The sequence below is a fragment of the Streptococcus mitis genome, from assembly GCF_000722755.1.
Taxonomy (GTDB): Bacteria; Bacillota; Bacilli; order Lactobacillales; family Streptococcaceae; genus Streptococcus; species Streptococcus mitis_CM.
In genome coordinates, this window is record NZ_JPFY01000013.1 from 1 (window position 1) to 24,381 (window position 24,381).

The following is a 24,381-nucleotide window of genomic DNA, read 5'->3' on the forward strand; positions in this document are numbered from 1 at the left end:
GTCGTTCGCTTTGAGAGGCCGGGGTGGCGGAACTGGCAGACGCACAGGACTTAAAATCCTGCGATTGGTAACGATCGTACCGGTTCGATTCCGGTCCTCGGCATAATATAATGAGCACCCTTAGCTCAACTGGATAGAGTACCTGACTACGAATCAGGCGGTTAGAGGTTCGACTCCTCTAGGGTGCATTTTTCTATTTAACTCGGGAAGTAGCTCAGCTTGGTAGAGTACTTGGTTTGGGACCAAGGTGTCGCAGGTTCGAATCCTGTCTTCCCGATATATGGCGGTGTAGCTCAGCTGGCTAGAGCGTCCGGTTCATACCCGGGAGGTCGGGGGTTCGATCCCCTTCGCCGCTATAATGATCTTGTTGGACCTTTAGCTCAGCTGGTTAGAGCTCTCGGCTCATAACCGAGTGGTCGTAGGTTCAAGTCCTACAAGGTCCATTTAAATAATATGGAGGATTACCCAAGTCCGGCTGAAGGGAACGGTCTTGAAAACCGTCAGGCGTGTAAAAGCGTGCGTGGGTTCGAATCCCACATCCTCCTTTTGTATTAACGCGGGATGGAGCAGCTCGGTAGCTCGTCGGGCTCATAACCCGAAGGTCGTAGGTTCAAATCCTGCTCCCGCAATAAGGCTCGGTAGCTCAGTTGGTAGAGCAATGGATTGAAGCTCCATGTGTCGGCGGTTCGATTCCGTCTCGCGCCATTTTTATTTATAGTATTTATGCGGGTGTAGTTTAGTGGTAAAACTACAGCCTTCCAAGCTGTTGTCGCGAGTTCGATTCTCGTCACCCGCTTTGAACTTTGTTCAAATTACCAAGTTTTTTAACTTGGGCGCGTAGCTCAGGTGGTTAGAGCGCACGCCTGATAAGCGTGAGGTCGGTGGTTCGAGTCCACTCGTGCCCATTAATAGGAGAATTACTCAAGAGGCTGAAGAGGACGGTTTGCTAAATCGTTAGGTCGGGTAACTGGCGCAAGGGTTCGAATCCCTTATTCTCCGTTTAATTTCGACTCTCTGTCAACTGTAGTGGGTTGAAGAAAAGCTAAGTTCTAGGAAGGACACATTTCGTCCTTTCTTTTTTGGTATTCAGAGCGATAAAAAGACTCCATAATATTTGTAGTGGGTACCCCCCCTATAAATATTATGGATCCTATTTTTATGTAGAAAAAAGTTCCATATGATCTATAATGAAAAGCAACCAAACCATCATTAGAAAGAATCATATGGAATAGTTACATTTTATCACAAAATTGTTCGATATCAAAGACCAAAATATCAAGATTTTAGATATCGTCAATAGGGATACTCACAAGGAAATCATCGCGAAACTGGATTACAATGCCCCATCTTGTCCTAGTTCTGGAAGTCAAATGAAGAAATATGACTTTCAAAAACCGTCTAAGACCCCTTACCTAGAAACGACTGGTATTCCTACTAGAATTCTCCTTAAAATGGCTCTTTTTCAACTGTATTGGGCTGAAGAAATACTAAAATTTGTATATATTGTTGATTTTACGGTTGTGCTAGTTTATTATTACTTCCAACTCTTGAGTGAAATTTCGCCACTATTTAGCCAGATTTCTTTTCCATTATCACATTGAACCAGAAGTTTTCCATTTTCAGAGATATCTTTAGCAAGTCCCTTGTAGTCTTTTTGATCTAGTGTAAAAGTCACTTCTTTTCCTAGAACAAATGACTGTTTTTTGTATAAGTATAATAGCTCTTCTGCTGGTGTTTCGAAGAAAGTCCGCCAGGTTTCTATGATTAATTCATTTCTGGTAATAGGTGCTGGTGTTTTAAATAAACTAGCAGCTTTTTCTTTTAATTCCTGAGGAAAGTCTTTAATAGTGAAATTAATACCTACTCCAATAATGATATCTGTGACTAAGCCAGTTTCTACAGAGGTCATTGCCTCAGTAAGGATTCCTCCAATTTTATGATTGTTTAGGTAGATATCATTGACCCATTTTATGTCGACATCAATTAAAGTTAGGTTCTTAATGGCTTTGTAGACAGCTCCTGCTACAAGTAGTGTGTAGGATGGTAATTTGTCGTAAGGGAGATTTGGTTTGAGATGGAGTGTCATATAAATGCCACCTTGTGGTGAGTAGAATGAACGTTGAAATCGACCTCGGCCTGCTGTTTGATAGGAAGCTATATAGAGGGTGTTTGCTTCATTCCCTAAATCAATTGCTTCTTTTGCATCTAGTTGAGTTGATTTTGTTTCGGGTTTAAAACTTATTTTAATTGGAAGATTTTGTTCTAGAAGTTCTGGAAGAATAAGGTCTCCATTCACCAGTTTGTAGCCTTTGTTTTTGATACTATCAATTTCAATGCCTTCTTGTTCTAGACGCTTGATGGCTTTCCAAATTGATGTTCGGCTTAGGGATAGTTCTTCTGCGATTTTTTCTCCGCTGATATAGTCGGTTTCTTTAGCTAGAATTTGGTAGACGGCTTGGTAGGATTTCATAGTGTTTCCTTTCTTTAGGAATTGTAAATGATTTAAATATTGTTCGGATAGTTGGTCAAAACCTTATTATATTACTACTATTTTAACATATACCTAGTCTTTACGGTATGATTTTCTTATAGTAAATCTAGTCATTAAGTTTGAGTTTTGAAATATTAGTATTTTTGCGCCCTTTTTTACCTAGTAAACGTTTCCTTTGTTTTCAAATTGCTAAAAAAGTGGTACAATATAGGGTAGCTTACTATTATCTGAATCAACTGATTTGGAGAGAAAGGATTCATTTTGAAATCAATAGGCTTTATTGAAAAGCTGAAAGGGTTGTCTAGTAAAGAGCTGATTTTATTGGGAATTATCCTGAGTATCTTTTTACCCTTTTATCTTTTTGTAGTTGTATTCTGTTTATATATTATCAGTTTAATTTTCACAGGAGACATGAAAAGTATTCTTCAGAAAATGGGGGAGCATCCGATGCTGCTTCTTTTTCTTGGCTATAGTACTGTTATATCCGTTTTTGCACAAAATTGGATGGGAGTTGTGGCTTCAGTAGGAATTTTTCTATTTACTGTTTTCTTTTTGCATTATCAGTCGATTTTATCACATAAATTCTTTCGATTGATTTTGCAGCTCGTCTTGTTTGGTAGCGTCTTGTCAGCTGCTTTTGCGAGTTTAGAACATTTCCAAATTGTGAAGAAATTCAACTATGCTTTTCTTTCACCCAATATGCAGGTGTGGCATCAGAATCGTGCAGAAGTGACCTTCTTTAATCCTAATTATTATGGAATTATTTGTTGTTTCTGTATCATGATTGCCTTCTATCTGTTTACAACGACCAAGTTGAATTGGTTGAAAGTATTCTGTGTGTTTGCAGGCTTTGTGAATTTCTTTGGATTGAACTTTACGCAAAATCGAACTGCCTTTCCTGCTATTATCGCTGGAGCCATTATTTATCTCTTTACGACCATTAAAAACTGGAAGGCCTTTTGGCTTAGTATTGGGGTTTTCGCGATTGGCTTGAGTTTCCTCTTTTCCAGTGATTTGGGAGTTCGGATGGGGACTTTAGACTCTTCTATGGAAGAACGCATTTCTATTTGGGATGCTGGTATGGCCTTGTTTAAGCAAAATCCTTTTTGGGGTGAGGGGCCATTGACCTATATGCACTCTTATCCTCGAATAAATGCTCCTTATCATGAACATGCTCATAGTCTTTATATCGATACGATTCTGAGTTACGGAATTGTGGGGACTATTTTATTAGTTTTGTCTTCTGTTGCTCCTGTTCGTTTAATGATGGATATGAGTCAGGAGTCGGGGAAACGTCCGATTATCGGTCTTTATCTATCTTTCCTTACAGTGGTTGCTGTGCATGGAATTTTTGACTTGGCCCTCTTCTGGATTCAGTCTGGTTTCATTTTCTTACTAGTTATGTGCAGCATTCCGTTGGAGCATCGAACGTTGGTATCGGACATGACGGATTAAGTTTATAAGTTTAAAATCTTCTATCTTGGGTAGGAGATTTTTTTACTGGGGAAAATTATTTCTAAATCGAAATAGTTGACAGTTGGAATAATGAGTGTTACAATTGTTTTATTCTTTTCGATATCGAAATAAATTGGAGGTGTTATGAAAGATAGTCATTTGCTAGCCCATCATATTCGTTTGTTGAATGGGCGGATTTTTCAAAACTTACTGAGCCAAGATCCTGAGGCTCTTTATCGGAGTGAGCAGGGCAAGATTTTAGCGGTTTTATGGAATAGTGAAACAGGCTGTGCAACTGCAACAGATATTGCGATTGCGACTGGTCTTGCTAATAATACGCTGACGACTATGATTAAAAAGCTAGAGGAACAAAATCTTGTAACAGTTAGTCCATGTGGAGAAGATAAGCGTAAGAAGTATCTAGTTTTAACAGATTTGGGGCAGTCCCAGAAAGAAGTGGGACATCGTGTCAGTCAGAAATTGGATACGATCTTTTACAAAGGATTTTCAGAGGAAGAAATTCGGCAGTTTGAAGCCTTTCAAGAAAGAATTTTGGCTAATCTGAAAGAAGGTGAAAACGAGGTTTAAAATGGAGCAAATTAGCTGTTTATAAGTAAAGGCCACTTTTGACTTTGTTTTCCAACTCTTAGGACAAGGAAACTATGTGGTTAGTTATGGTTAAACTCAGATTGATGGCCTTGCTTATGCCCAGTACGATATCTTCCGTCTAGACAATGGGAAAATTGCTGAGCATTGGGACAATAAGGAAGTTATGCCTAAGGTAGAAGACCTGACCAATCGAGGGAAGTTTTAAAATGAGGACAAAGAATGATTGAATACAAAAATGTAGCGCTACGCTACACGGAAAAAGATGTTTTGAGAGATGTCAATTTACGTATTGAGAATGGAGAGTTTATGGTTTTAGTTGGACCTTCTGGGTCCGGTAAGACGACCATGATTAAGATGATTAACCGTCTCTTGGAACCGACTGATGGAAATATTTATATGGATGGTAAACGCATCAAAGACTATGATGAGCGGGAACTGCGTCTTTCTACTGGTTATGTTTTACAGGCCATTGCACTGTTTCCCAATTTAACGGTTGCAGAAAATATTGCCCTGATTCCTGAGATGAAAGGGTGGACTAAGGAAGAAATTGCTAATAAAACTGAAGAGCTTTTGGCTAAGGTTGGTTTACCAGTGGCTGAGTATGGGCATCGACTTCCGAGTGAATTATCTGGTGGAGAACAGCAACGGGTCGGTATTGTTCGTGCTATGATTGGTCAGCCTAAGATTCTTCTCATGGATGAACCTTTTTCAGCCTTAGATGCTATTTCTCGCAAACAGTTGCAGGTTCTGACGAAAGAATTGCATAAAGAGTTTGGGATGACAACGATTTTTGTGACCCATGATACGGATGAAGCTTTGAAATTGGCGGACTGTATTGCTGTTTTGCAGGATGGAGAGATTCGTCAGGTGGCGAATCCCGAGACGATTTTAAAAGCTCCTGCAACAGACTTTGTAGCAGACTTGTTTGGAGGTAGTGTTCATGACTAATTTAATTGCAACTTTTCAGGATCGTTTTAGTGATTGGTTGACAGCTCTATCTCAGCATTTGCAGTTGTCACTTTTGACCTTGTTGCTGGCTATTTTTATCGCGATTCCTTTGGCTGTTTATCTTCGCTATCATGAGAAGTTGGCGGATTGGGTTTTGCAGATTGCAGGGATTTTCCAGACCATCCCGTCTCTGGCCTTGCTGGGGCTCTTTATCCCCTTGATGGGAATTGGGACCTTACCAGCTTTGACAGCTCTTGTGATTTATGCGATTTTTCCGATTTTGCAAAATACTATCACTGGACTCAAGGGAATTGATCCGAGTCTGCAAGAGGCTGGGATTGCCTTTGGGATGACTAGATGGGAGCGTCTCAAGAAGTTTGAAATTCCGCTTGCCATGCCTGTTATCATGTCTGGGATTCGGACGGCAGCTGTCTTAATTATTGGTACAGCAACCTTGGCTGCCTTGATTGGGGCAGGGGGGCTGGGTTCCTTTATCCTTTTGGGAATTGACCGTAATAATGCCAGTCTGATTTTGATTGGTGCCCTTTCTTCTGCAGTGCTTGCCATTGCCTTTAACTTCCTACTAAAAGTGATGGAAAAAGCAAAATTGCGGACGATTTTTTCTGGTTTTGCCTTGGTGACAATATTGCTCGGTTTATCTTATAGTCCAGCTCTTTTGGTTCAAAAAGAGAAAGAGAACTTGATCATTGCTGGAAAATTGGGACCGGAACCAGAAATTTTGGCTAATATGTATAAGTTACTGATTGAAGAAAATACCAGCATGACTGCGACTGTTAAACCGAATTTTGGGAAAACAAGCTTTCTCTATGAAGCTCTGAAAAAAGGCGATATTGACATCTATCCTGAATTTACTGGTACGGTGACTGAAAGTTTGCTTCAGCCATCACCTAAAGTAGGTCATGAGCCAGAGCAGGTTTATGATGTAGCGCGTGATGGCATTGCTAAACAGGATCATCTAGCCTATCTCAAACCCATGTCTTATCAAAATACCTACGCTGTAGCTGTTCCGAAGAAAATTGCTCAAGAATATGGCTTGAAGACCATTTCGGACTTGAAAAAAGTGGAAGGACAGTTGAAGGCAGGCTTTACTCTCGAATTTAATGACCGTGAAGATGGAAATAAGGGCTTGCAATCAATGTATGGTCTTAACCTCAATGTAGCGACCATGGAGCCAGCCCTTCGCTATCAGGCAATTCAGTCAGGCGATATTCAAATCACGGATGCCTATTCAACTGATGCGGAATTGGCGCGTTATGATTTGCAGGTCTTGGAAGATGACAAGCAACTCTTCCCACCTTATCAAGGGGCACCACTCATGAAAGAAGCTCTTCTCAAGAAACATCCAGAGTTGGAAACAGTTCTCAATAAATTGGCTGGTAAAATTACTGAAAGCCAGATGAGCCAGCTCAACTACCAAGTCGGTGTTGAAGGCAAGTCAGCAGAACAAGTAGCCAAGGAGTTTCTACAAGAACAAGGTTTGTTGAAGAAATAGTTTGAAAATGTCAAACTCAACTTTGTTAAACGACCATATAGAAAACTGCTCAGACAATGTTGTCTGGGCTTTTTTGATTGTTGAAAAGATGAAAACTCAGTAGCCTAGAAATAAGGCAACTGAGCTCTACTCTGTATTCAATTTTTAGGAATGAGAAGGTCTAGATAAAACTGGACAACTTCCTGGTATGTAAAGTCTTGTCCTTTTTTGAGCCACCAGGTCAATGTCTCGATAAAGTTGGACACGACCAAGTGTTGGAGGTAAGAAGTAGGCAGATTAGTGTGGGCTTCTTTTAACTCATCAGCCAACATGGGATAGACATGGTGTTCTAGCTCTTTATGGAGTTGACGGAGGAAGTAGTCATTTTTGGAAAATAGCAGACTGGTAACATGGTCCTGGTTTTTCTGAAAATGTAAAAAGATATGTGCGAGGTAGTCCTCGGTAGTAAAGTGTCCTTCCCTTTCAAAGAGATGATGAAAGAGGTAGCGACAGAGCTCATCTAAAAGGAGTTCCTTGCTTTCATAGTGACAGTAAAAAGTAGAACGCCCAACATCTGCTAGGTCAATGATATCCTGAACAGTAGTGGCATCATAGCCTTTGTCGTTCAAAAGTTGTAAAAAAGCTTGATAGATGGCTTTTTTCGTCTTGCTGACTCGACGGTCTCTTTTTGGCATGTAGACACTTGAGACAAACTGTTCAGAACTGAACATGGCTGACAGTTTGCTTCTATCCTTTCTTTGAATTTTATTAGATAATACAAATGAAAGAAGTATGTATATACCCATTATACCAAAGGAGGGAGAGAAATGAGTTCTAAAACATCTATCTGGTTAGCTTTTTTCTTAAATTTGACTTATGCCATTGTCGAGTTTATTGCAGGTGGAATATTTGGTTCGAGTGCAGTTCTTGCTGATTCCGTTCATGACTTGGGAGATGCTATAGCCATTGGCATCTCAGCCCTTTTAGAAACAATTTCAAACCGTGAAGAAGATAGACAGTACACCTTGGGTTACAAACGTTTTAGTCTTTTAGGAGCCATGCTAACGGCTGTGATTCTTATGATAGGGTCTGTCCTAGTGATCTTGGAAAATGTCACAAAGATTGTTCACCCGCAACCCGTCAATGAGGAAGGCATCCTCTGGCTGGGAATCATTGCAGTAGCCATTAATGTGCTAGCAAGTCTGGTAGTTCGTAAGGGGAAAACAAAGAACGAGTCAATTCTTAGCCTGCATTTTTTGGAAGACACTCTTGGTTGGTTGGCCGTCATTCTAATGGCGATTATTCTTCGATTTACGGACTGGTATATCCTCGATCCGCTTTTATCACTAGTTATTTCTATCTTTATTCTGTCGAAAGCCATTCCTCGCTTTTGGAGCGCACTGAAAATTTTCCTAGATGCTGTGCCAGAAGGAGTCGAGACAAGTGATTTGGAGAAGGATTTAGAGGCTCTACCCAATGTCAACAGTGTCAATCAACTTAGCATTTGGTCCATGGATGGTCTAGAGAATAATGCTATTGTTCACATTTGTATCAAGGACTGGGAACAGATGATGGAAACCAAAGAAGTGGTGCGTCAATGTTTAGAAGAAAGAGGCGTGCAGAATATCACTATTGAAGTAGATAGCAGTCAAAGCAATCATGCGCAACATAAGCGGAGGGTGAGAGAATTAGAGCAGAAGCATGGGCATCATCATTAGAAAAGCGACCTCGCTAGAGGTCGTTTTGTTATCCTATTCATTCCTTGTACTCTCTCTCAGAGTCAGTCTGGTTCCCAGCATAGTCAGGCTAGGGATTTTGCGACCGTGGAGTACTTCCTTGTTAAGAATATCCATACCTGCTCGGCCCATTTCTTCGGTATAGACGGTGATGCTGGAGAGGGGAGGATAGACCTGTTTGGTCAGACTGGTGTCGTTAAAGGAAATAAGACTGACGCGGTCTGGCAGGCTGATTCCAGCTTCTTGGAGGGCACGGAGGGCACCGATGGCTAAACTATCGCTAGCTGCAAAAAATGCTGGCGGGAGTTGGTCTCCCAAACTCTGAATAGCCTCCTTCATCAAGTCATAGCCAGACTGGGCAGTAAAGCTTCCTTGAAAGACCAGTTCATCATGATAGATTTCTTTTGTTTGACTGTAGTTTCTGAAATTTTCCAGCCGCTTATCCTCAATGATTTCTTCTTGGTCAGTTGTTTCTTCAAGACCTGTTAGAATCCCAATGCGATTCAACCCTTGACTGAGGAAATAATCGACAACCTGTTTCATGGCAGTGTAAAAGTCCGTGATAATGCAGGTATGTCCCAGGGACAGTGTATCGCTGTCTAGAAATACAAGAGGTTTTTGGTATTCCTCAAAGGCAGAAATCTGAGCACGGCTAAACTTTCCGATGCAGAGAATTCCAATCACTTCCTCGCTTAGGGTGAAAGGATGGTCATTGAAATAGCGCAAGATATCATAGTCCAATTCTTGGGCTCTTTTTTCAATTCCTAGACGAATCTGGTAGTAGTAGAGGTCGTCCAGCTCCCCTTGTTCGCTGACCCATTGGATAATGGCAATCTTCTGCTTGGGTTTATGGGATTCGCCTGTCTTGAGGTGTTTGGTGTAGCCCAGCTCTTCAGCAACGGTCAAAATACGGTGTCTGGTTTCTTCTGTAACAGATAGGCTCTGGTCGCGATTGAGGACACGGGATACGGTCGCGATAGAGACAGAGGCTAGCTGTGCAATGTCTTTTAAGGTAGCCATAAATCCTCCTTCTTTTAGGTTAGTATATCATATTTTTCTGCCTTTTACCGATAGTTTAGTAAAATTTTAGTAAAAAGGATTGACCTTGGGAAATCCCTTGGATACAATAGAAGAAAACGATTACACGTTAAGGTAGCTTAACGGACAGTCAAAGGAGAATTTATATGACACAACATCTTACTGCAGAAGCCCTTCGCAAAGACTTTCTTGCTGTTTTTGGTCAAGAAGCAGATCAAACCTTCTTTTCACCAGGCCGTATCAATTTGATTGGTGAACACACGGACTACAACGGTGGGCACGTTTTTCCAGCTGCTATTTCTTTGGGAACTTATGGGGCAGCTCGCAAACGTGACGACCAAGTCTTGCGTTTTTACTCAGCCAACTTTGAGGATAAGGGCATTATCGAAGTGCCTTTAGCGGATCTCAAGTTTGAAAAAGAGCACAACTGGACCAACTATCCAAAAGGGGTTCTTCATTTCTTGCAAGAAGCTGGGCATGTCATTGACAAAGGGTTTGATTTTTATGTTTATGGGAATATCCCAAATGGTGCTGGCTTGTCATCATCGGCATCTTTGGAACTCTTGACAGGGGTCGTGGTTGAGCATCTTTTTGATTTAAAATTAGAGCGTCTCGATTTGGTTAAAATCGGCAAACAAACAGAAAACAACTTTATCGGAGTCAACTCTGGTATCATGGACCAGTTTGCTATCGGTATGGGAGCTGACCAACGTGCTATTTACTTAGATACTAACACTTTAGAGTATGACTTGGTGCCGCTTGATTTGAAGGACAATGTTGTTGTTATCATGAATACCAACAAACGCCGTGAACTAGCAGACTCTAAATACAATGAACGCCGTGCTGAGTGTGAGAAAGCAGTAGAAGAATTGCAAGTTGCCTTGGATATTCAGACATTGGGTGAGTTGGACGAGTGGGCCTTTGACCAATACAGCTATCTGATTAAAGACGAAAATCGTTTGAAACGTTCTCGCCATGCTGTGCTTGAAAACCAACGTACCCTTAAAGCTCAAGCAGCCCTTCAAGCAGGTGATTTGGAAACATTTGGTCGCTTGATGAATGCGTCACACGTTTCTCTAGAACATGACTATGAAGTGACTGGTTTGGAATTGGATACCCTCGTTCATACTGCTTGGGCTCAGGAAGGTGTTCTCGGTGCTCGTATGACAGGGGCAGGTTTTGGCGGATGTGCCATTGCCTTGGTGCAAAAAGATGCTGTTGAGGACTTTAAGGAAGCTGTAGGCAAACACTACGAGGAAGTAGTTGGCTACGCTCCAAGCTTCTATATTGCTGAAGTTGCAGGTGGCACTCGCGTCCTTGACTAATCAAAAGGAGGCTCTATAGTGACCTTAGTAGATAAATTTGTAACACATATTATTTCTGAAAGTTCATTTGAGGAAATGGATCGAATCTACCTGACCAATCGTGTCTTGGCACGAGTGGGAGATGGTGTTTTGGAAGTTGAGACCAATCTGGATAAATTGATTGATCTCAAGGACCAGCTGGTTGAGGAAGCCGTTCGATTAGAGACGATTGAGGATAGTCAGACTGCGCGTGAAATCCTTGGTGCTGAATTGATGGACTTGGTGACCCCTTGTCCGAGTCAGGTCAATCGTGACTTTTGGGCAACCTACGCCCAGTCTCCTGAGCAAGCGATAGCGGATTTCTACCAACTCAGTCAGAAGAATGACTACATTAAACTCAAGGCCATTGCTAAAAATATCGCTTATCGTGTTCTGTCTGATTACGGTGAACTTGAAATTACCATCAACCTCTCTAAGCCTGAAAAGGATCCCAAAGAGATTGCGGCAGCCAAGTTGGTGCAAGCTAGCAATTATCCCCAGTGTCAGCTTTGTCTAGAGAATGAGGGCTACCATGGTCGAGTTAACCACCCAGCTCGCAGCAACCACCGTATTATCCGTTTTGAAATGGCTGGTCAGGAGTGGGGCTTCCAGTATTCGCCCTATGCTTACTTTAATGAGCATTGTATTTTCTTAGATGGCCAGCATCGTCCCATGGCCATTAGTCGTCAGAGCTTTGAACGTCTGCTTGCTATCGTAGAGCAGTTTCCAGGATATTTTGCAGGCTCTAATGCCGACCTGCCAATCGTGGGAGGCTCTATTCTGACTCATGATCACTATCAGGGAGGCCGTCACGTATTTCCTATGGAATTGGCTCCTCTGCAAAAGACCTTCCTATTTGCTGGTTTTGAGCAGGTCAAGGCTGGCATTGTCAAATGGCCAATGTCAGTATTGCGTTTGACTTCGGATTCCAAAGAAGATTTGATCAACTTAGCTGACAAGATTTTGCAGGAATGGCGTCAGTATTCAGATTCTGCAGTGCAGATTTTGGCAGAGACAGACGAGACACTGCATCACACCATCACACCAATTGCTCGTAAACGTAATGGACAATTTGAGTTGGACTTGGTCTTGAGGGACAATCAGATTTCTGCAGAACATCCTGATGGCATCTATCATCCTCACAAGGATGTCCAACATATCAAGAAGGAAAATATCGGCTTGATTGAGGTCATGGGCTTGGCAATCTTGCCACCACGTCTGAAAGAAGAAGTGGAGCAAGTCGCTAGCTATCTCGTGGGAGAAGCTGTTACAGTTTCCGATTATCATCAGGAATGGGCAGACCAACTTAGAGCCCAATATCCAGCCCTAACAGATAAAGAAAAAGCCCTTGAAATCGTCAAGGACTCTGTTGGTGCTATCTTTGCGCGTGTGCTTGAGGACGCAGGAGTCTACAAGCAGACAGAACAAGGACAGGCAGCCTTTATGCGCTTTGTGGAGCAGGTCGGAATTTTGCCAGACTAGGAGCTTTCTCCTTGCACAGTCCTATAAAAAGTAGTATCATAGTGTCGTTTGAAATATCAGGAGGAAACGATGAAAGACTTTCATTTTGACGCTATATCTGCCTTTGAAAATTACGAAATTGAACAAATGAGAGATGGTCACGTTGTGGTGACGACCAAAGTAGTGGACTCGTCTCTCAACTACTATGGCAATGCCCATGGTGGCTATCTCTTTACCCTTTGCGACCAGATCAGTGGTTTGGTGGTCATATCTCTGGGGCTTGATGGAGTGACGCTCCAGTCTTCTATCAACTACCTCAAAGCAGGAAAACTCGACGATGTGCTGACCATTAAAGGAGAATGTGTCCACCAAGGACGCACAACTTGCGTCGTGGATGTCGATATCACCAATCAAGAAGGCAGAAATGTCTGTAAAGCAACCTTTACCATGTTTGTTACAGGCCAACGGTCAGAAGACAGACAGGTAAGGATATAGATAACTAAAAAAGAGGCTCGTACCTCTTTTTTAGTTTCAGATAAATCAATCAATTTCTTTAATAAACTTAGCAATTTCTTTTACAATTTCAGTAACTAAAGCATTTCCCATAAAAAACATTCTCATTTTATCAGATACCTCTACAATAGAACCGTCAGATAGTTTCTTTTTAGCTGTCCAATTATCTGGGAAATCCTGAAGGCGTTCAGCTTCAATGGGGGTAATTAATCTATATTTATTGTTTACAAATAATAAATGTGTGGAACGATTAACAGTTCCTTCGGATGTAAGCATTGTTCTTCCTGGAAGGTTTAAATCATCATAAGGGGACATTCCTCCTTCTGAATAGATGTATTGATGTCCGTCAGAGGATGTTCGCTCAATTTTTTTAGGTCCTCTAAGATATTGAAATTTTTCTAGTTTAGCCTTATCAGTTAAAAAATATTTTTCAGGTACTTCAGATTCATCTTGAAGAATTTCTCCTAGAGTAATCGGATTACCATTGTAGTTAGGTTCTGTATCAATAGAATAGTATTTTCCATGTCTCATAATTCCTGTATTCCAAACAGTACCAGTAAAAGTATCTGAAACTTCAACTATATCATTTGGTAACTCATAAAATACATGACGATTTTTAACTGCTATAGGTTTAATAGGAAATTGTTTCGCAAATAGACCTTGATTGAAAATATAGTCACTATACCTATTATCTTCAAAGATTTCTTCATTTTTTTCGTAAAGATTGTCAATTTTTTGGGCAAAGACTGTATCATTTCGATAAACGAAAAAGAATACACGACGTCTTCGTTGGCTTCTTCCATACTCAGCAGCATTAATAACTCTCCACTCTACAGAATATCCAAGATTATTAAAAGCTGTTAGCATGATTGCAAAATCACGTCCTCTCTGTTTTGAGGGCGCTTTTAAAAGCCTATCCACATTTTCCAGAATTAAGTATTTGGGTTTAATGATTTCCGTTGCTCTAATGATTTCCCAAAATAAAACTCCTTTTTTTCCTTCAATACCTTTCTCATTTTTCTTGCTACGCGCAACAGAGTAATCTTGGCAAGGAAAACCACCGACAATCATATCGGCATCCATTTTGGAAAATTGTTCGTCTGTTATATCAGAGATACTAATATTGATGTTTTCGCTATTGGGGAAGTGATAATCATAGACCTCAAATGCGTCTTGAGATTTACGAGATGGTTCCCATTGGTTTGCCCATTTTGTTTTAAAGAGTTGCTTATCGGCATTTTCTAATCCTATCCGAAAACCGCCAACTCCAGCAAATAGTTCGAGAACTTTCATCTTTTCTCCTTCATTTTTTTACAGTTTAATCCATTATATACTATTTTCAATGATTGATCAAGTATTAATGTTTGCTTTAGTTTAATTTGATATAATATAAAAGATAGGAGAAGAAAATGGATCAAAACTTATTTAACTATAACGATGAAGATATCGATAGTGTTATTGAATATTCTCACAAACTATTAAATAGAAAATTTTCCGATGTTATGGAAGAGTATAATCGTTCGCTTTATAAATCATATGACGATTATAATGATAGAGTAGTCTCTGAGGTACAAGATAAAGCAATTAGTATGAAGTCAAAAGGGCAATATGGAAATTATATTGAAAAATATTTCTATGGCTACCAGCCAAATAGTGACTCGGAAGCTGACTTTGAAAAAATAGGTGTAGAATTAAAAGTTACTCCTTTTAAGATAAACAAAAATGGGACACTTAGTGCAAAAGAACGACTTGTATTAACAATACTAAACTATATGGAGGAAAATTTAGAGGATTTTTACTCCACTCATTTATGGAAAAAATGTGCAAAGATTTTGTTATTGTTTTACAATGGCTTAATTCCTAATCAAACAATGAAGGACTATGTCATTGAAAAAATATTTTTATATGAATGGTTTGAGGAGGATATGGCAGTCATCCTTGAAGACTATCAGAAAATTACAGATAAAATCAAAAATGGAAGGGCGCATGAATTATCAGAATCAGATGGAAACTATTTATCAACTTGTACAAAAGGAGCAGGTAAAGGAAAGGATTTAAGACAACAACCTTTTAGTCATGAATTAGCCAAACAAAGAGCTTGGGAATTAAAATCAAGTTATATGACCTATCTGATTAATCATAAAATCTTTAACCAATCAGATCAAGAAAGTGTTCTGGCTAATTTTAGGGGTGAAAAAAAGTCATTTACTGAGGTTATTGCAGAGAAGATTCTTTCCTACAAAGGTTTCTCTGAACAAGAGTTATATGATAGATTTGAAGTGAATCCCAAAGCAAAAGGTAAGAATAGTACTCTGATTAGAAAAATTTTAGGTTTAACAGGGGATTTAGATAAGACTAAAGAATTTCAGAAAGCAAACATGAATTTGAGAGTTATTCGAGTAGATAAGAATAATTTACCTAAGGAAGACTCTCCATTTAAAACTTATTGTTTTAAAGAATTAGCAGAAACAGATAGTTGGGAATCGTCACATGTCTATAATGAAATTTATAATAAACGATTCCTCTTCGTTATTTTTAAGGAAATTGAACCTAAGCTATTTGTATTAGATTCTATCAAATTTTGGGGATTTCAAGATAGACAATTAGAAGAAATCCAAAGAGTGTGGCAGGAAACTAGACAAATTATTTCTGACGGAGTTAAATTAACTCAAAATGGTAATAAAGTTTCAACTAATTTCCCTCAAAGTAAGATAAATAGAATCCTATTTACGAAATTACATGCTACCAATGCTTATTATGAAATTGAAAAAGGAAAATTTGTTGGGAAAGGCTCACTATCTGATACGGATGAACTTCCAGATGGGCGTAGGATTACAAAACACTCCTTTTGGATGCCTAAGAAGTTTATAAAAGAAATATTAGATGGGAATTGGGATTGATTATATTTATAATCAACTTGTGATAAACAAAAAAGAGGCTCGCACCTCTTTTTCTTATTTCTTTTTATGATTTAATACTGCATTGAGGACAATGGCGAGTAGGCTGGCTACAACGATTCCGTTTGAGAAGAACATTTGGAAGGCTGTCGGCATGCTGACAAAGAGATTACTGTTGTTGAGTCCGACACCTGCAGCTATGGATACTGCTGCGATAAGAAAGTTATGTTCATTGTTAGCAAAGTCAACACGAGCGAGGATTTGCATCCCTTGAATAGATACAAAACCAAACATCACCAGCATAGCACCACCGAGGACAGGGCTCGGAATGATTTGGGCAAGGGCGCCAAACTTAGGAAGGAGTCCAAGGAGAACCAGGAAACCAGCTGCGTAGTAGATTGGCAGGCGAGTCTTGATACCTGACAATTTAACCAAACCAACGTTTTGTGAAAATCCTGTGTAAGGGAAGGTGTTAAAGATTCCTCCGAGAAGTACGGCCAAACCTTCTGCGCGGTAACCGTTGCGCAGGCGCGTGCTGTCGATTGGATCTTTTGTGATATCAGACAAGGCTAGATAAACACCAGTAGACTCAACCATAGACACTGTTGCGATGATACACATCATGACAATAGATGAGATTTCAAAGGTTGGCATCCCAAAGTAGAGTGGAGTTGGGACATGGACGAGCGGTGCTGCCGCAACAGGAGAGAAATCAACCAAGCCCATGCTAGCAGCAATGGCAGTTCCAACAACCAGACCAATCAAAATAGAGATAGATTTGATAAATCCTTTGGTAAAGATGTTAATCAAGAGGATAATCAAAACAGTGATAGCTGCAAGCAAGAGACTTTGACCAGTTGGCTCTGGAACGTTATTTCCCATATTTCCAATAGCGACAGGAATCAAGGTTAAACCAATCGTGGTAATAACAGATCCTGTTACGATAGATGGGAAGAGATTGGCAACTTTTGAGAAGATGCCTGAAACAAGAACCACGTAAATCCCTGATGCGATAAGGGCACCAAACATAGCACCACTACCATGGCTTTGCCCAATCATAATCAAGGGAGCGACGGATTGGAAAGCAACTCCAAGAACGACTGGGAGTCCAATTCCAAAGTATTTGTTGAGTTGGAGTTGGAGGAAGGTTGCCACCCCACACATGAAGATATCTGTGGAAATCAGGTAGGTCAACTGCTCAGTTGAATAGCCAAGGGCTGTCGCAATCATGATGGGAACCAGGATAGATCCTGAGTACATGGCTAGTAAGTGCTGCAAGCCAAGAACGGCTGCTTGTGAATGTTTTTCTTGAGTTTGCATTAGAGATCTGCCTCCTTAAATACGACTTGACCATTTTCAAAACGATCCAAACGAGCGAGTGATAGGACAGGATAGCCTGCTTTTTCAAGCAAATCACGGCCATCTTGGAAGGATTTTTCAATCACAATACCGATAGCTTCGACTGTGGCACCAGCTTGTTCGATGATTTGAATCAAGCCTTTAGCAGCTTGGCCATTAGCAAGGAAATCGTCGATAATCAAGACCTTGTCCTCTGGTGAGAGGAATTTTCCAGCGATAGAAACGGTACTGGTCACTTGCTTGGTAAAGGAGTAAACTTCGGCAGTTAAGATTCCTTCGTTCATAGTGATGTTTTTAGCTTTTTTAGCAAAAATCATGGGAACGTTTAAGACTTCAGCTGTAAAAATGGCTGGGGCAATACCTGACGCTTCAATGGTCACGACTTTGGTAATACCAGCAGAAGCAAATTTTTCCGCAAAAACCTTACCAATCTCTCGCATCAAGCTAAAGTCAACTTGGTGGGTTAAAAAGGAATCCACCTTGAGGATGTTATCACCCAAGATATGCCCATCCTTGAGGATGCGCTCTTCTAATAATTTCATAAGACCTCCTAAAGTCTAAAAGCCAATCCATTTGCTTGTTTATAGTTTCTAGCAAGAAATAGAAAAAGAACTTACTTAATCTCTAAGCAAGTCCCCCAAATAGGCATGGCAAAAACGGCCATACCTCACTCTGACTTACTTATTGTTAGGTGTTCCGGCACCTTGTAGAAACGTCGTGCCAATTCACGACATAAACAAGTAAAATGATATTCAATTTTAAATAGGCTTGAGCCAATGTTTTTATTTTACACTAAATAACTTTAGAAATCAAATATTTTGTTAGTGTTTTGGTTTTAAAAACGAACAAATATAATAAAAATAGGCAAAAATCAACTTATTGGCTAACATTTAGAAGGTTTTTCCATCATAAAAGGCATATTATCAAGTTTTTAAACACTTGACAATATGTCTTTTTTACTTTAAAGACTTTTTCCAAATCTTTATTATTCTACTCGCTAAATCTTAAAAAATAGCCATCTGGATCCAAAATCGCAAATTCATGGGGATATATAAAGCTATCTCCTACTCGAAATTCTCTTTTTGTCAGGGGACGATGGATAGGATAGTCAGCTTCCAGCAGTTTTTGGTGGAGCTGAGGAACATCTGCAATGCCAAAGGAAATATTGACACCGCGCCCGAAAGGATAGGTCAGCTGAGCTAATTCTTTTACGCTGCCTTCTTCTAGCATAAGTTGGCAGTCTTCAAGCGAGAGGAAGAGAAATTTCTCCTCTGGACGCTCGTATTCGACAGAGAATCCTAGCAGGTTGCAGTAGAAGTGGCGTGATTTTTCGATGTCAGATACTACAAATTCAGGAATGACAGCTTGATAGTCCATTCGTTTTCTCCTTAGAGTTCAATCTCCATGACAATAGGTGTATGGTCTTGGCGAGCTCCCGAGTCGATCATATCAGACTTAGTCACCTTGTTAGCGATGCGGTTACTTGTGAGCCAGTAGTCAATTCTCCAGCCAGTATTATTGATTTTAGAGGTCTTGCTGCGCTGTGCCCACCAAGTGTAGCGTTCTGGAACATCGCCGTGAATGTGGCGGAAGGTATCAGTAAATCCAGTTGCTAAAAGGTTGGTAAATCCAGCACGCTCCTCGTCGGTAAATCCTGGTGAACGGCGGTTGCTAGCAGGATTTGCAAGGTCAATCTCATTGTGGGCCACATTGTAGTCACCGGTTGCAAGGACTGGTTTTTCTTTGTCTAGTTGAGCCAAATACTCAGCATATTTGACATCCCATACTTGACGTTCTTCCAAACGTTTGAGGCCGTCGCCAGCGTTTGGAGTGTAAACTTGGGTCACGAAAAATTCATCAAATTCTAGAGTGATGATGCGACCTTCTAAGTCCATGGTAGAAGGGGCACCGATTTCTGGAAAAGTGACAGTGGGTGTGAGTTCTTTCTTATAAAGGAACATGGTTCCAGCATAGCCTTTGCGGGCAGGTTCTTGAGAAGAACGCCACGTGTTTTCGTAGTTTGGAAAGAGTTCAGCTAAAATTTCCAAGTGTTTTTTAGTAGGACCCTTGGCAGAAAGCTTGGTTTCTTGGATAGCGATGATATCAGCATTTTCAGCGACCAAGGTTTGTAGTACTTCTTGGGACAATTTGGCACGAGTTGAGTCACTAGTTAGGGCAGCATTGAGGGAATCAATATTCCATGAGATGAGTTTCATAAAGTTACCTTTTTCATTCAGATTATAGATTTTATTATACCAAAAAAAGGTCCATTTCCCCAACGTATGGCTTGAAAAATCACTCTCTTTCGTTTATAATTAAGAATGATTTTATGAAAGGGAGTGAAAATAAATGAAATTTTACTCATATGACTATGTACTTAGCCAAATCAGTCAGCAAAATGGAATGATGATTGGCTTTGGGATTGTGCTCCTAGCTATCACAGGATTTTTTGCTTTTAAAGCCTATCGAGATAAAAAGGGGACTAAGTTTCGGGAATTGGTCATGATTTTGGCCTTGACCTTGGTGGCCATGCTTTTGGTGACAATCTCAAAATACCAGACCAATCAAGCCTCTAACAACCAATTTCAAACCTCCCTTCATTTCATAGAGGTTGTTTCCAAAGACTTGGGAGTGGATAAATCAGAAGTTTATGTCAATACTTCTGCAGCCACTGATGGAGCACTTATCAAGGTAGGTTCAAATTTCTATCGTGCCATGAACGGGAGCCAACCAGACAAGTATCTTTTAGAGAAATTAGAATTGCATCAAACAGACGCTATTGAATTGGTGGAGGTAAACAAATGACACTCAATTATATGGAAATTTTAATCAAACTGGCCTTGGGTCTTTTCTCTCTTGTTTTTGTTATTAATGTGACAGGAAAGGGGAATCTAGCACCTAACTCTGCTACAGACCAAATTCAGAACTATGTTCTTGGTGGTATCATCGGTGGGGTGATTTACAATAGTTCAATCAGTATCCTGCAGTACGCAGTGATTTTGATGATGTGGACGATTTTGGTCTTGACCCTCAAGTGGCTCAATAACAATGTTCGTTTTGTCAAACGCTTGATTGATGGAAAACCAACTCTCCTTATCAAAAATGGGCAGATTGACCCAGAAGCCTGTCGTTCAGTTGGCTTGTCTGCAGCAGAAGTTGCTCTCAAACTTCGTAGCCAAGGAATTTTCCAGATGAAACAGGTCAAACGAGCTGTGCAGGAGCAAAATGGCCAACTCATCGTGGTCCAAATGGGAGATGAAAATCCTAAGTATCCAGTTGTGACTGACGGTGTGATTCAAGTTGATGTTTTGGAATCGATTGGTCGTAGCGAAGAGTGGTTGCTTGATAACCTCAACAAGCAAGGACATGACAATGTAGCCAATATCTTTATCGCTGAGTATGACAAGGGTGCCGTCACAGTCGTAACCTATGAATAAGAAAAACCTGGGGTCTTGGCCTCAGGTTTCTATTTGCAATCAGAAAGGGATTTTATGTCCATTATTCAAAAACTTTGGTGGTTTTTCAAGTTAGAAAAACGCCGTTATCTAGTCGGGATTGTGGCCCTGGTTTTGGTTTCCGTCCTCAACCTCATTCCCCCCATGGTCATGGGGCGGGTCATTGATGCTATCACATCGGGGCAATTAACCCAGCAGGACCTCCTTCTTGACCTATTTTACTTGCTTCTTGCAGCCTTTGGTATGTACTATCTGCGCTATGTTTGGCGGATGTATATCCTCGGGACTTCCTACCGTCTGGGACAGATTATGCGCTCTCGCTTGTTTGAGCATTTCACAAAAATGTCTCCAGCCTTTTATCAAACCTATAGGACGGGGGACCTGATGGCACACGCAACCAACGATATCAATGCCTTAACGCGTCTGGCAGGGGGAGGGGTTATGTCAGCGGTTGATGCCTCAATCACAGCTTTAGTGACCTTGTTGACCATGCTCTTTAGCATTTCATGGCAGATGACCTTGGTTGCCATTCTTCCCCTGCCTTTCATGGCTTATGCGACCAGTCGTCTAGGGAGAAAGACCCACAAGGCCTTTGGCGAATCCCAAGCTGCCTTTTCCGAACTTAATAACAAGGTACAGGAGTCTGTATCAGGTATTAAAGTGACCAAGTCTTTCGGTTACCAGGCGGACGAGTTGAAGTCCTTTCAGGCAGTCAATGAATTGACCTTCCAAAAGAACCTGCAAACCATGAAATACGATAGTCTCTTTGACCCCATGGTTCTCTTATTTGTTGGTTCATCCTATGTGTTAACCCTCTTGGTCGGCTCCTTGATGGTTCAGGAAGGGAAGATTACAGTTGGAAATCTAGTAACCTTTATCAGCTATTTGGATATGTTGGTTTGGCCTCTCATGGCCATTGGTTTCCTCTTTAATATCACTCAAAGAGGAAAGGTTTCCTACCAGCGGATTGAGGAACTTTTGTTTCAGGAATCACCTGTACAAGACCCTGAGTTTCCTCTAGACAGTATTGAAAATGGGCGCTTGCAGTATGTCATTGATAGCTTTGCCTTTGAAAATGAGGAAACACTGACAAATGTTCACTTTAGTCTGGAAAAAGGGCAAACATTGGGCTTGGTTGGTCAAACAGGCTCTGGAAAAACGTCCTTGATTAAGCTCCTCTTACGTGAATACGATGTGGATAAGGGTGCTATTTACCTAAACGGTCATAATATTCGTGACTATCGTCTGACAGATCTTCGTAGTCTTATGGGCTATGTTCCTCAGGACCAGTTCCTCTTTGCGACTTCTATTTTAGACAATATCCGATTTGGCAATCCTAACTTGCCCCTTTCAGCGGTCGAGGAAGCGACTAAGCTAGCTCAAGTTTATCAAGACATTGTAGACATGCCTCAAGGATTTGATACACTGATTGGTGAAAAGGGAGTCAGTCTTTCTGGAGGTCAAAAGCAGCGTCTGGCCATGAGTCGAGCTATGATTTTAGACCCTGATATCTTGATTTTAGACGATTCTTTGTCCGCCGTGGATGCCAAGACAGAGTATGCGATTATCGACAACCTCAAGGAGACGCGAAAGGACAAGACAACCATTATTACGGCTCATCGCCTCAGTGCAGTTGTCCATGCAGATCTAATCTTGGTTCTGCAAAATGGTCAAATTATTGAACAGGGCACACACGAAGACTTGCTAGCTTTGGATGGCTGGTATGCTCAAACCTACCAGTCTCAGCAGCTGGAAATGAAAGGAGAAGAAGATGCAGAATAAACAAGAACAATGGACTGTATTGAAGCGCTTGATGTCTTATCTCAAGCCTTATGGGCTCCTGACTTTTTTGGCACTTAGTTTTCTACTAGCGACGACGGTCATTAAAAGTGTCATTCCCCTTGTGGCTTCCCACTTTATTGACCAGTATCTCAGCAATCTCAACCAACTCGCTGTGACCGTTTTGCTGGCCTACTATGGCCTTTATATTCTACAAACTGTAGTTCAGTATGTCGGTAATCTTCTCTTTGCGCGCGTGTCTTACAGTATTGTTAGGGATATTCGTCGCGATGCCTTTGATAATATGGAGAAGCTGGGCATGTCTTACTTTGACAAGACGCCAGCAGGCTCTATCGTCTCTCGTTTGACAAATGATACCGAGACCATCAGTGATATGTTTTCAGGGATTTTATCTAGCTTTATCTCAGCAGTTTTCATCTTTCTGACAACTCTTTATACCATGTTGGTGTTGGATTTTCGTTTGACTGCATTAGTCTTGCTCTTTCTCCCCTTGATTTTCCTTTTGGTCAATCTCTATCGGAAAAAATCAGTGAAAATCATTGAGAAAACCAGAAGTCTCTTGTCAGATATCAATAGTAAGCTGGCCGAAAACATCGAAGGAATCAGGATTATCCAGGCCTTTAATCAAGAGAAGCGCCTACAGTCAGAGTTTGATGAAATCAACCAAGAACACTTGGTCTATGCCAACCGTTCTGTAGCCTTGGATGCCCTCTTTTTGCGCCCTGCCATGAGTTTGCTGAAACTCCTAGGATATGCAGTTTTAATGGCTTATTTTGGCTACCGTGGACTTTATCTGGGAATAACAGCTGGAACCATGTATGCCTTTATCCAGTATATCAATCGTCTCTTTGACCCCTTGATTGAAGTGACGCAAAACTTTTCAACCCTTCAAACTTCTATGGTTTCTGCAGGTCGTGTCTTTGCTTTGATTGACGAGAGGACCTATGAACCCCTTCAAAAGGATAGCCAAGCAAAGATTACAGAAGGTAATATTCGGTTTGAACATGTATGTTTCTCTTATGATGGCAAACATCCGATTCTTGATGACATTTCTTTCTCTGTTAATAAGGGTGAAACCATTGCATTTGTAGGCCATACAGGTTCAGGGAAATCTTCGATTATCAATGTCCTCATGCGCTTTTATGAATTTCAGTCAGGGCGAGTTCTCTTGGATGATGTGGATATTAGGGACTACAGTCAGGAAGAGTTGAGAAAAAACATCGGTCTGGTCTTGCAGGATCCCTTCCTCTATCATGGAACCATTAAGTCCAATATCGCCATGTACCAAAAAATCAGTGACGAAGAGGTCCAGAATGCAGCTGCTTTCGTGGATGCAGATTCCTTTATTCAAGAACTTCCTCAGGGTTATGATTCCCCTGTTTCTGAGCGTGGGTCGAGCTTCTCTACTGGTCAGCGTCAGCTTCTTGCCTTTGCCAGAACAGTCGCCAGTCAGCCTAAAATCCTGATTTTGGATGAAGCGACAGCCAATATTGACTCTGAAACAGAAAGTTTGGTTCAAGCTTCTCTGGCTAAGATGAGACAGGGACGGACAACCATTGCCATCGCTCACCGTCTTTCGACCATCCAAGACGCCAACTGTATCTATGTTTTGGACAAGGGGCGCATCATCGAGAGTGGAACCCATGAGGAACTCTTGGCTCTGGGAGGAACCTATCACAAGATGTATAGTTTGCAGGCCGGGGCCATGTCCTAATACTCTTTGATTTTCATTGACCGTAAGAAGGAAATCCTTCAAATTACAGATTTCTTTCACCGCCTTTTCC

At 40.9% G+C, this 24,381-nt stretch carries 21 protein-coding genes, 11 tRNA genes, 2 pseudogenes and 1 riboswitch; of the genes and pseudogenes, 26 read left to right on the top strand and 8 right to left on the bottom strand.

Going from position 1 to position 24,381, the window contains the following annotated elements:
* Positions 1 to 17 precede the first annotated feature (17 nt).
* The 12 genes and pseudogenes from SK578_RS03210 to SK578_RS03265 all read left to right on the top strand — a co-directional run.
* Positions 18 to 103: transfer RNA gene (locus SK578_RS03210), tRNA-Leu, on the top strand.
* A gap of 11 nt (positions 104 to 114) precedes the next feature.
* Positions 115 to 188 (top strand) — tRNA-Arg (locus SK578_RS03215).
* Between the two features lie 15 nt (positions 189 to 203).
* Positions 204 to 277: transfer RNA gene (locus tag SK578_RS03220), tRNA-Pro, on the top strand.
* Between the two features lie 5 nt (positions 278 to 282).
* A tRNA-Met gene (locus tag SK578_RS03225) sits at positions 283 to 356 on the top strand.
* A gap of 13 nt (positions 357 to 369) precedes the next feature.
* Positions 370 to 443 (top strand) — tRNA-Ile (locus SK578_RS03230).
* 12 nt (positions 444 to 455) lie between these two features.
* Positions 456 to 545, top strand: a tRNA-Ser gene (locus tag SK578_RS03235).
* Positions 546 to 555: 10 nt separating this feature from the next.
* A tRNA-Met gene (locus SK578_RS03240) sits at positions 556 to 629 on the top strand.
* 3 nt (positions 630 to 632) lie between these two features.
* Positions 633 to 705 (top strand) — tRNA-Phe (locus SK578_RS03245).
* A gap of 20 nt (positions 706 to 725) precedes the next feature.
* Positions 726 to 796, top strand: a tRNA-Gly gene (locus SK578_RS03250).
* A 35-nt stretch (positions 797 to 831) separates the two neighbouring features.
* A tRNA-Ile gene (locus tag SK578_RS03255) sits at positions 832 to 905 on the top strand.
* Between the two features lie 6 nt (positions 906 to 911).
* Positions 912 to 999, top strand: a tRNA-Ser gene (locus SK578_RS03260).
* Positions 1,000 to 1,241: 242 nt separating this feature from the next.
* Positions 1,242 to 1,490: pseudogene (locus tag SK578_RS03265) on the top strand (ISL3 family transposase); the annotation flags it as partial.
* Positions 1,491 to 1,534: 44 nt separating this feature from the next.
* Here the strand turns inward: SK578_RS03265 and birA are convergent.
* Positions 1,535 to 2,470 carry a bifunctional biotin--[acetyl-CoA-carboxylase] ligase/biotin operon repressor BirA gene (birA, locus tag SK578_RS03270; RefSeq protein WP_042750530.1) on the bottom strand — a complete coding sequence of 312 codons (936 nt, stop codon included), beginning with the start codon at positions 2,468 to 2,470 and terminating at the stop codon, positions 1,535 to 1,537.
* Positions 2,471 to 2,752: 282 nt separating this feature from the next.
* Here birA and SK578_RS03275 point away from each other — a divergent pair, with 282 nt between their 5' ends.
* From SK578_RS03275 to SK578_RS03290, 5 genes and pseudogenes are all read left to right on the top strand, one after another.
* On the top strand, positions 2,753 to 3,946 hold the full coding sequence (locus SK578_RS03275; RefSeq protein ID WP_042750532.1) for an O-antigen ligase family protein: 1,194 nt from the start codon (positions 2,753 to 2,755) through the stop codon (positions 3,944 to 3,946).
* 144 nt (positions 3,947 to 4,090) lie between these two features.
* Positions 4,091 to 4,534, top strand: coding sequence for a MarR family winged helix-turn-helix transcriptional regulator (locus SK578_RS03280; protein ID WP_042750535.1), 444 nt, complete (start codon positions 4,091 to 4,093; stop codon positions 4,532 to 4,534).
* Between the two features lie 34 nt (positions 4,535 to 4,568).
* Positions 4,569 to 4,760, top strand: a pseudogene (locus SK578_RS10480) (nuclear transport factor 2 family protein); the annotation flags it as partial.
* A 14-nt stretch (positions 4,761 to 4,774) separates the two neighbouring features.
* Positions 4,775 to 5,503 carry an ATP-binding cassette domain-containing protein gene (locus SK578_RS03285; protein ID WP_042750538.1) on the top strand — a complete coding sequence of 243 codons (729 nt, stop codon included), beginning with the start codon at positions 4,775 to 4,777 and terminating at the stop codon, positions 5,501 to 5,503.
* Positions 5,496 to 7,016, top strand: a complete 1,521-nt coding sequence (locus SK578_RS03290; protein ID WP_042750539.1) for an ABC transporter permease/substrate-binding protein — start codon at positions 5,496 to 5,498, stop codon at positions 7,014 to 7,016. The genes SK578_RS03285 and SK578_RS03290 overlap by 8 nt, the downstream gene beginning before the upstream one ends.
* A gap of 137 nt (positions 7,017 to 7,153) precedes the next feature.
* On the opposite strand, the gene SK578_RS03295 is transcribed toward SK578_RS03290, so the two are convergent.
* A complete protein-coding gene (locus SK578_RS03295) occupies positions 7,154 to 7,690 on the bottom strand; it encodes a TetR/AcrR family transcriptional regulator (protein ID WP_004235331.1) in 537 nt (178 codons plus the stop codon).
* A gap of 132 nt (positions 7,691 to 7,822) precedes the next feature.
* Between SK578_RS03295 and SK578_RS03300 the strand changes: the two genes are divergently transcribed.
* On the top strand, positions 7,823 to 8,713 hold the full coding sequence (locus tag SK578_RS03300) for a cation diffusion facilitator family transporter (protein ID WP_042750541.1): 891 nt from the start codon (positions 7,823 to 7,825) through the stop codon (positions 8,711 to 8,713).
* Positions 8,714 to 8,746: 33 nt separating this feature from the next.
* On the opposite strand, the gene galR is transcribed toward SK578_RS03300, so the two are convergent.
* Positions 8,747 to 9,751: a DNA-binding transcriptional regulator GalR gene (gene galR, locus SK578_RS03305; protein ID WP_042750543.1), complete on the bottom strand. Its 1,005-nt coding sequence runs from the start codon at positions 9,749 to 9,751 to the stop codon at positions 8,747 to 8,749.
* Between the two features lie 164 nt (positions 9,752 to 9,915).
* Between galR and SK578_RS03310 the strand changes: the two genes are divergently transcribed.
* The 3 genes from SK578_RS03310 (at position 9,916) to SK578_RS03320 (ending at position 13,068) form a co-directional block, all read left to right on the top strand.
* A complete protein-coding gene (locus tag SK578_RS03310) occupies positions 9,916 to 11,094 on the top strand; it encodes a galactokinase (RefSeq protein WP_042750544.1) in 1,179 nt (392 codons plus the stop codon).
* An 18-nt stretch (positions 11,095 to 11,112) separates the two neighbouring features.
* Entirely contained in the window at positions 11,113 to 12,594 is a 1,482-nt protein-coding gene (locus SK578_RS03315; protein ID WP_042750547.1) for a UDP-glucose--hexose-1-phosphate uridylyltransferase, read from the top strand.
* Between the two features lie 69 nt (positions 12,595 to 12,663).
* The gene (locus SK578_RS03320) at positions 12,664 to 13,068 is read left to right on the top strand and encodes a PaaI family thioesterase (RefSeq protein ID WP_000651223.1); all 405 of its coding nucleotides are present in this window, start codon (positions 12,664 to 12,666) and stop codon (positions 13,066 to 13,068) included.
* Positions 13,069 to 13,113: 45 nt separating this feature from the next.
* Here the strand turns inward: SK578_RS03320 and SK578_RS03325 are convergent, their stop codons facing one another.
* Entirely contained in the window at positions 13,114 to 14,379 is a 1,266-nt protein-coding gene (locus SK578_RS03325; RefSeq protein WP_042750550.1) for a DNA cytosine methyltransferase, read from the bottom strand.
* Between the two features lie 116 nt (positions 14,380 to 14,495).
* Here SK578_RS03325 and SK578_RS03330 point away from each other — a divergent pair, with 116 nt between their 5' ends.
* Positions 14,496 to 15,986 carry a Sau3AI family type II restriction endonuclease gene (locus tag SK578_RS03330; RefSeq protein ID WP_042750552.1) on the top strand — a complete coding sequence of 497 codons (1,491 nt, stop codon included), beginning with the start codon at positions 14,496 to 14,498 and terminating at the stop codon, positions 15,984 to 15,986.
* Between the two features lie 54 nt (positions 15,987 to 16,040).
* Here the strand turns inward: SK578_RS03330 and SK578_RS03335 are convergent, their stop codons facing one another.
* From SK578_RS03335 to SK578_RS03350, 4 genes are all read right to left on the bottom strand, one after another.
* On the bottom strand, positions 16,041 to 17,303 hold the full coding sequence (locus SK578_RS03335) for a nucleobase:cation symporter-2 family protein (RefSeq protein ID WP_004256021.1): 1,263 nt from the start codon (positions 17,301 to 17,303) through the stop codon (positions 16,041 to 16,043).
* Positions 17,303 to 17,884 (bottom strand): xanthine phosphoribosyltransferase, encoded by a 582-nt coding sequence (locus SK578_RS03340; RefSeq protein WP_042750555.1) that lies wholly within the window; start codon positions 17,882 to 17,884, stop codon positions 17,303 to 17,305. Before SK578_RS03340 ends, SK578_RS03335 begins: the two co-directional genes overlap by 1 nt.
* Before the next feature lie 122 nt (positions 17,885 to 18,006).
* A riboswitch (purine riboswitch) is annotated at positions 18,007 to 18,102 on the bottom strand.
* Between the two features lie 230 nt (positions 18,103 to 18,332).
* Positions 18,333 to 18,719: a bleomycin resistance protein gene (locus SK578_RS03345; RefSeq protein ID WP_042750557.1), complete on the bottom strand. Its 387-nt coding sequence runs from the start codon at positions 18,717 to 18,719 to the stop codon at positions 18,333 to 18,335.
* Positions 18,720 to 18,730: 11 nt separating this feature from the next.
* Positions 18,731 to 19,558: an exodeoxyribonuclease III gene (locus tag SK578_RS03350; protein ID WP_042751475.1), complete on the bottom strand. Its 828-nt coding sequence runs from the start codon at positions 19,556 to 19,558 to the stop codon at positions 18,731 to 18,733.
* Positions 19,559 to 19,691: 133 nt separating this feature from the next.
* Here SK578_RS03350 and SK578_RS03355 point away from each other — a divergent pair, with 133 nt between their 5' ends.
* The 4 genes from SK578_RS03355 to SK578_RS03370 are packed head-to-tail and all read left to right on the top strand — an operon-like array spanning position 19,692 to position 24,311.
* Positions 19,692 to 20,147 carry a DUF3290 family protein gene (locus SK578_RS03355; protein ID WP_000675343.1) on the top strand — a complete coding sequence of 152 codons (456 nt, stop codon included), beginning with the start codon at positions 19,692 to 19,694 and terminating at the stop codon, positions 20,145 to 20,147.
* Positions 20,144 to 20,779, top strand: a complete 636-nt coding sequence (locus SK578_RS03360) for a DUF421 domain-containing protein (RefSeq protein ID WP_000174454.1) — start codon at positions 20,144 to 20,146, stop codon at positions 20,777 to 20,779. The genes SK578_RS03355 and SK578_RS03360 overlap by 4 nt, the downstream gene beginning before the upstream one ends.
* A 54-nt stretch (positions 20,780 to 20,833) precedes the next feature.
* Positions 20,834 to 22,579, top strand: a complete 1,746-nt coding sequence (locus tag SK578_RS03365; RefSeq protein WP_042750562.1) for an ABC transporter ATP-binding protein — start codon at positions 20,834 to 20,836, stop codon at positions 22,577 to 22,579.
* On the top strand, positions 22,569 to 24,311 hold the full coding sequence (locus SK578_RS03370) for an ABC transporter ATP-binding protein (RefSeq protein WP_042750564.1): 1,743 nt from the start codon (positions 22,569 to 22,571) through the stop codon (positions 24,309 to 24,311). Before SK578_RS03365 ends, SK578_RS03370 begins: the two co-directional genes overlap by 11 nt.
* Positions 24,312 to 24,381 lie beyond the last annotated feature (70 nt).

What these genes read in the sequence shown, in the direction of transcription:
- galR (WP_042750543.1), bottom strand. Translation starts at nt 9,751, where the DNA reads ATGGCTACCTTAAAAGACATTGCACAGCTAGCCTCTGTCTCTATCGCG.
- SK578_RS03280 (WP_042750535.1), top strand. Translation starts at nt 4,091, where the DNA reads ATGAAAGATAGTCATTTGCTAGCCCATCATATTCGTTTGTTGAATGGG.
- SK578_RS03355 (WP_000675343.1), top strand. Translation starts at nt 19,692, where the DNA reads ATGAAATTTTACTCATATGACTATGTACTTAGCCAAATCAGTCAGCAA.
- SK578_RS03365 (WP_042750562.1), top strand. Translation starts at nt 20,834, where the DNA reads ATGTCCATTATTCAAAAACTTTGGTGGTTTTTCAAGTTAGAAAAACGC.
- SK578_RS03285 (WP_042750538.1), top strand. Translation starts at nt 4,775, where the DNA reads ATGATTGAATACAAAAATGTAGCGCTACGCTACACGGAAAAAGATGTT.
- SK578_RS03290 (WP_042750539.1), top strand. Translation starts at nt 5,496, where the DNA reads ATGACTAATTTAATTGCAACTTTTCAGGATCGTTTTAGTGATTGGTTG.
- SK578_RS03310 (WP_042750544.1), top strand. Translation starts at nt 9,916, where the DNA reads ATGACACAACATCTTACTGCAGAAGCCCTTCGCAAAGACTTTCTTGCT.
- SK578_RS03300 (WP_042750541.1), top strand. Translation starts at nt 7,823, where the DNA reads ATGAGTTCTAAAACATCTATCTGGTTAGCTTTTTTCTTAAATTTGACT.
- SK578_RS03350 (WP_042751475.1), bottom strand. Translation starts at nt 19,558, where the DNA reads ATGAAACTCATCTCATGGAATATTGATTCCCTCAATGCTGCCCTAACT.
- birA (WP_042750530.1), bottom strand. Translation starts at nt 2,470, where the DNA reads ATGAAATCCTACCAAGCCGTCTACCAAATTCTAGCTAAAGAAACCGAC.
- SK578_RS03320 (WP_000651223.1), top strand. Translation starts at nt 12,664, where the DNA reads ATGAAAGACTTTCATTTTGACGCTATATCTGCCTTTGAAAATTACGAA.
- SK578_RS03370 (WP_042750564.1), top strand. Translation starts at nt 22,569, where the DNA reads ATGCAGAATAAACAAGAACAATGGACTGTATTGAAGCGCTTGATGTCT.
- SK578_RS03345 (WP_042750557.1), bottom strand. Translation starts at nt 18,719, where the DNA reads ATGGACTATCAAGCTGTCATTCCTGAATTTGTAGTATCTGACATCGAA.
- SK578_RS03295 (WP_004235331.1), bottom strand. Translation starts at nt 7,690, where the DNA reads ATGCCAAAAAGAGACCGTCGAGTCAGCAAGACGAAAAAAGCCATCTAT.
- SK578_RS03330 (WP_042750552.1), top strand. Translation starts at nt 14,496, where the DNA reads ATGGATCAAAACTTATTTAACTATAACGATGAAGATATCGATAGTGTT.
- SK578_RS03360 (WP_000174454.1), top strand. Translation starts at nt 20,144, where the DNA reads ATGACACTCAATTATATGGAAATTTTAATCAAACTGGCCTTGGGTCTT.
- SK578_RS03335 (WP_004256021.1), bottom strand. Translation starts at nt 17,303, where the DNA reads ATGCAAACTCAAGAAAAACATTCACAAGCAGCCGTTCTTGGCTTGCAG.
- SK578_RS03340 (WP_042750555.1), bottom strand. Translation starts at nt 17,884, where the DNA reads ATGAAATTATTAGAAGAGCGCATCCTCAAGGATGGGCATATCTTGGGT.
- SK578_RS03325 (WP_042750550.1), bottom strand. Translation starts at nt 14,379, where the DNA reads ATGAAAGTTCTCGAACTATTTGCTGGAGTTGGCGGTTTTCGGATAGGA.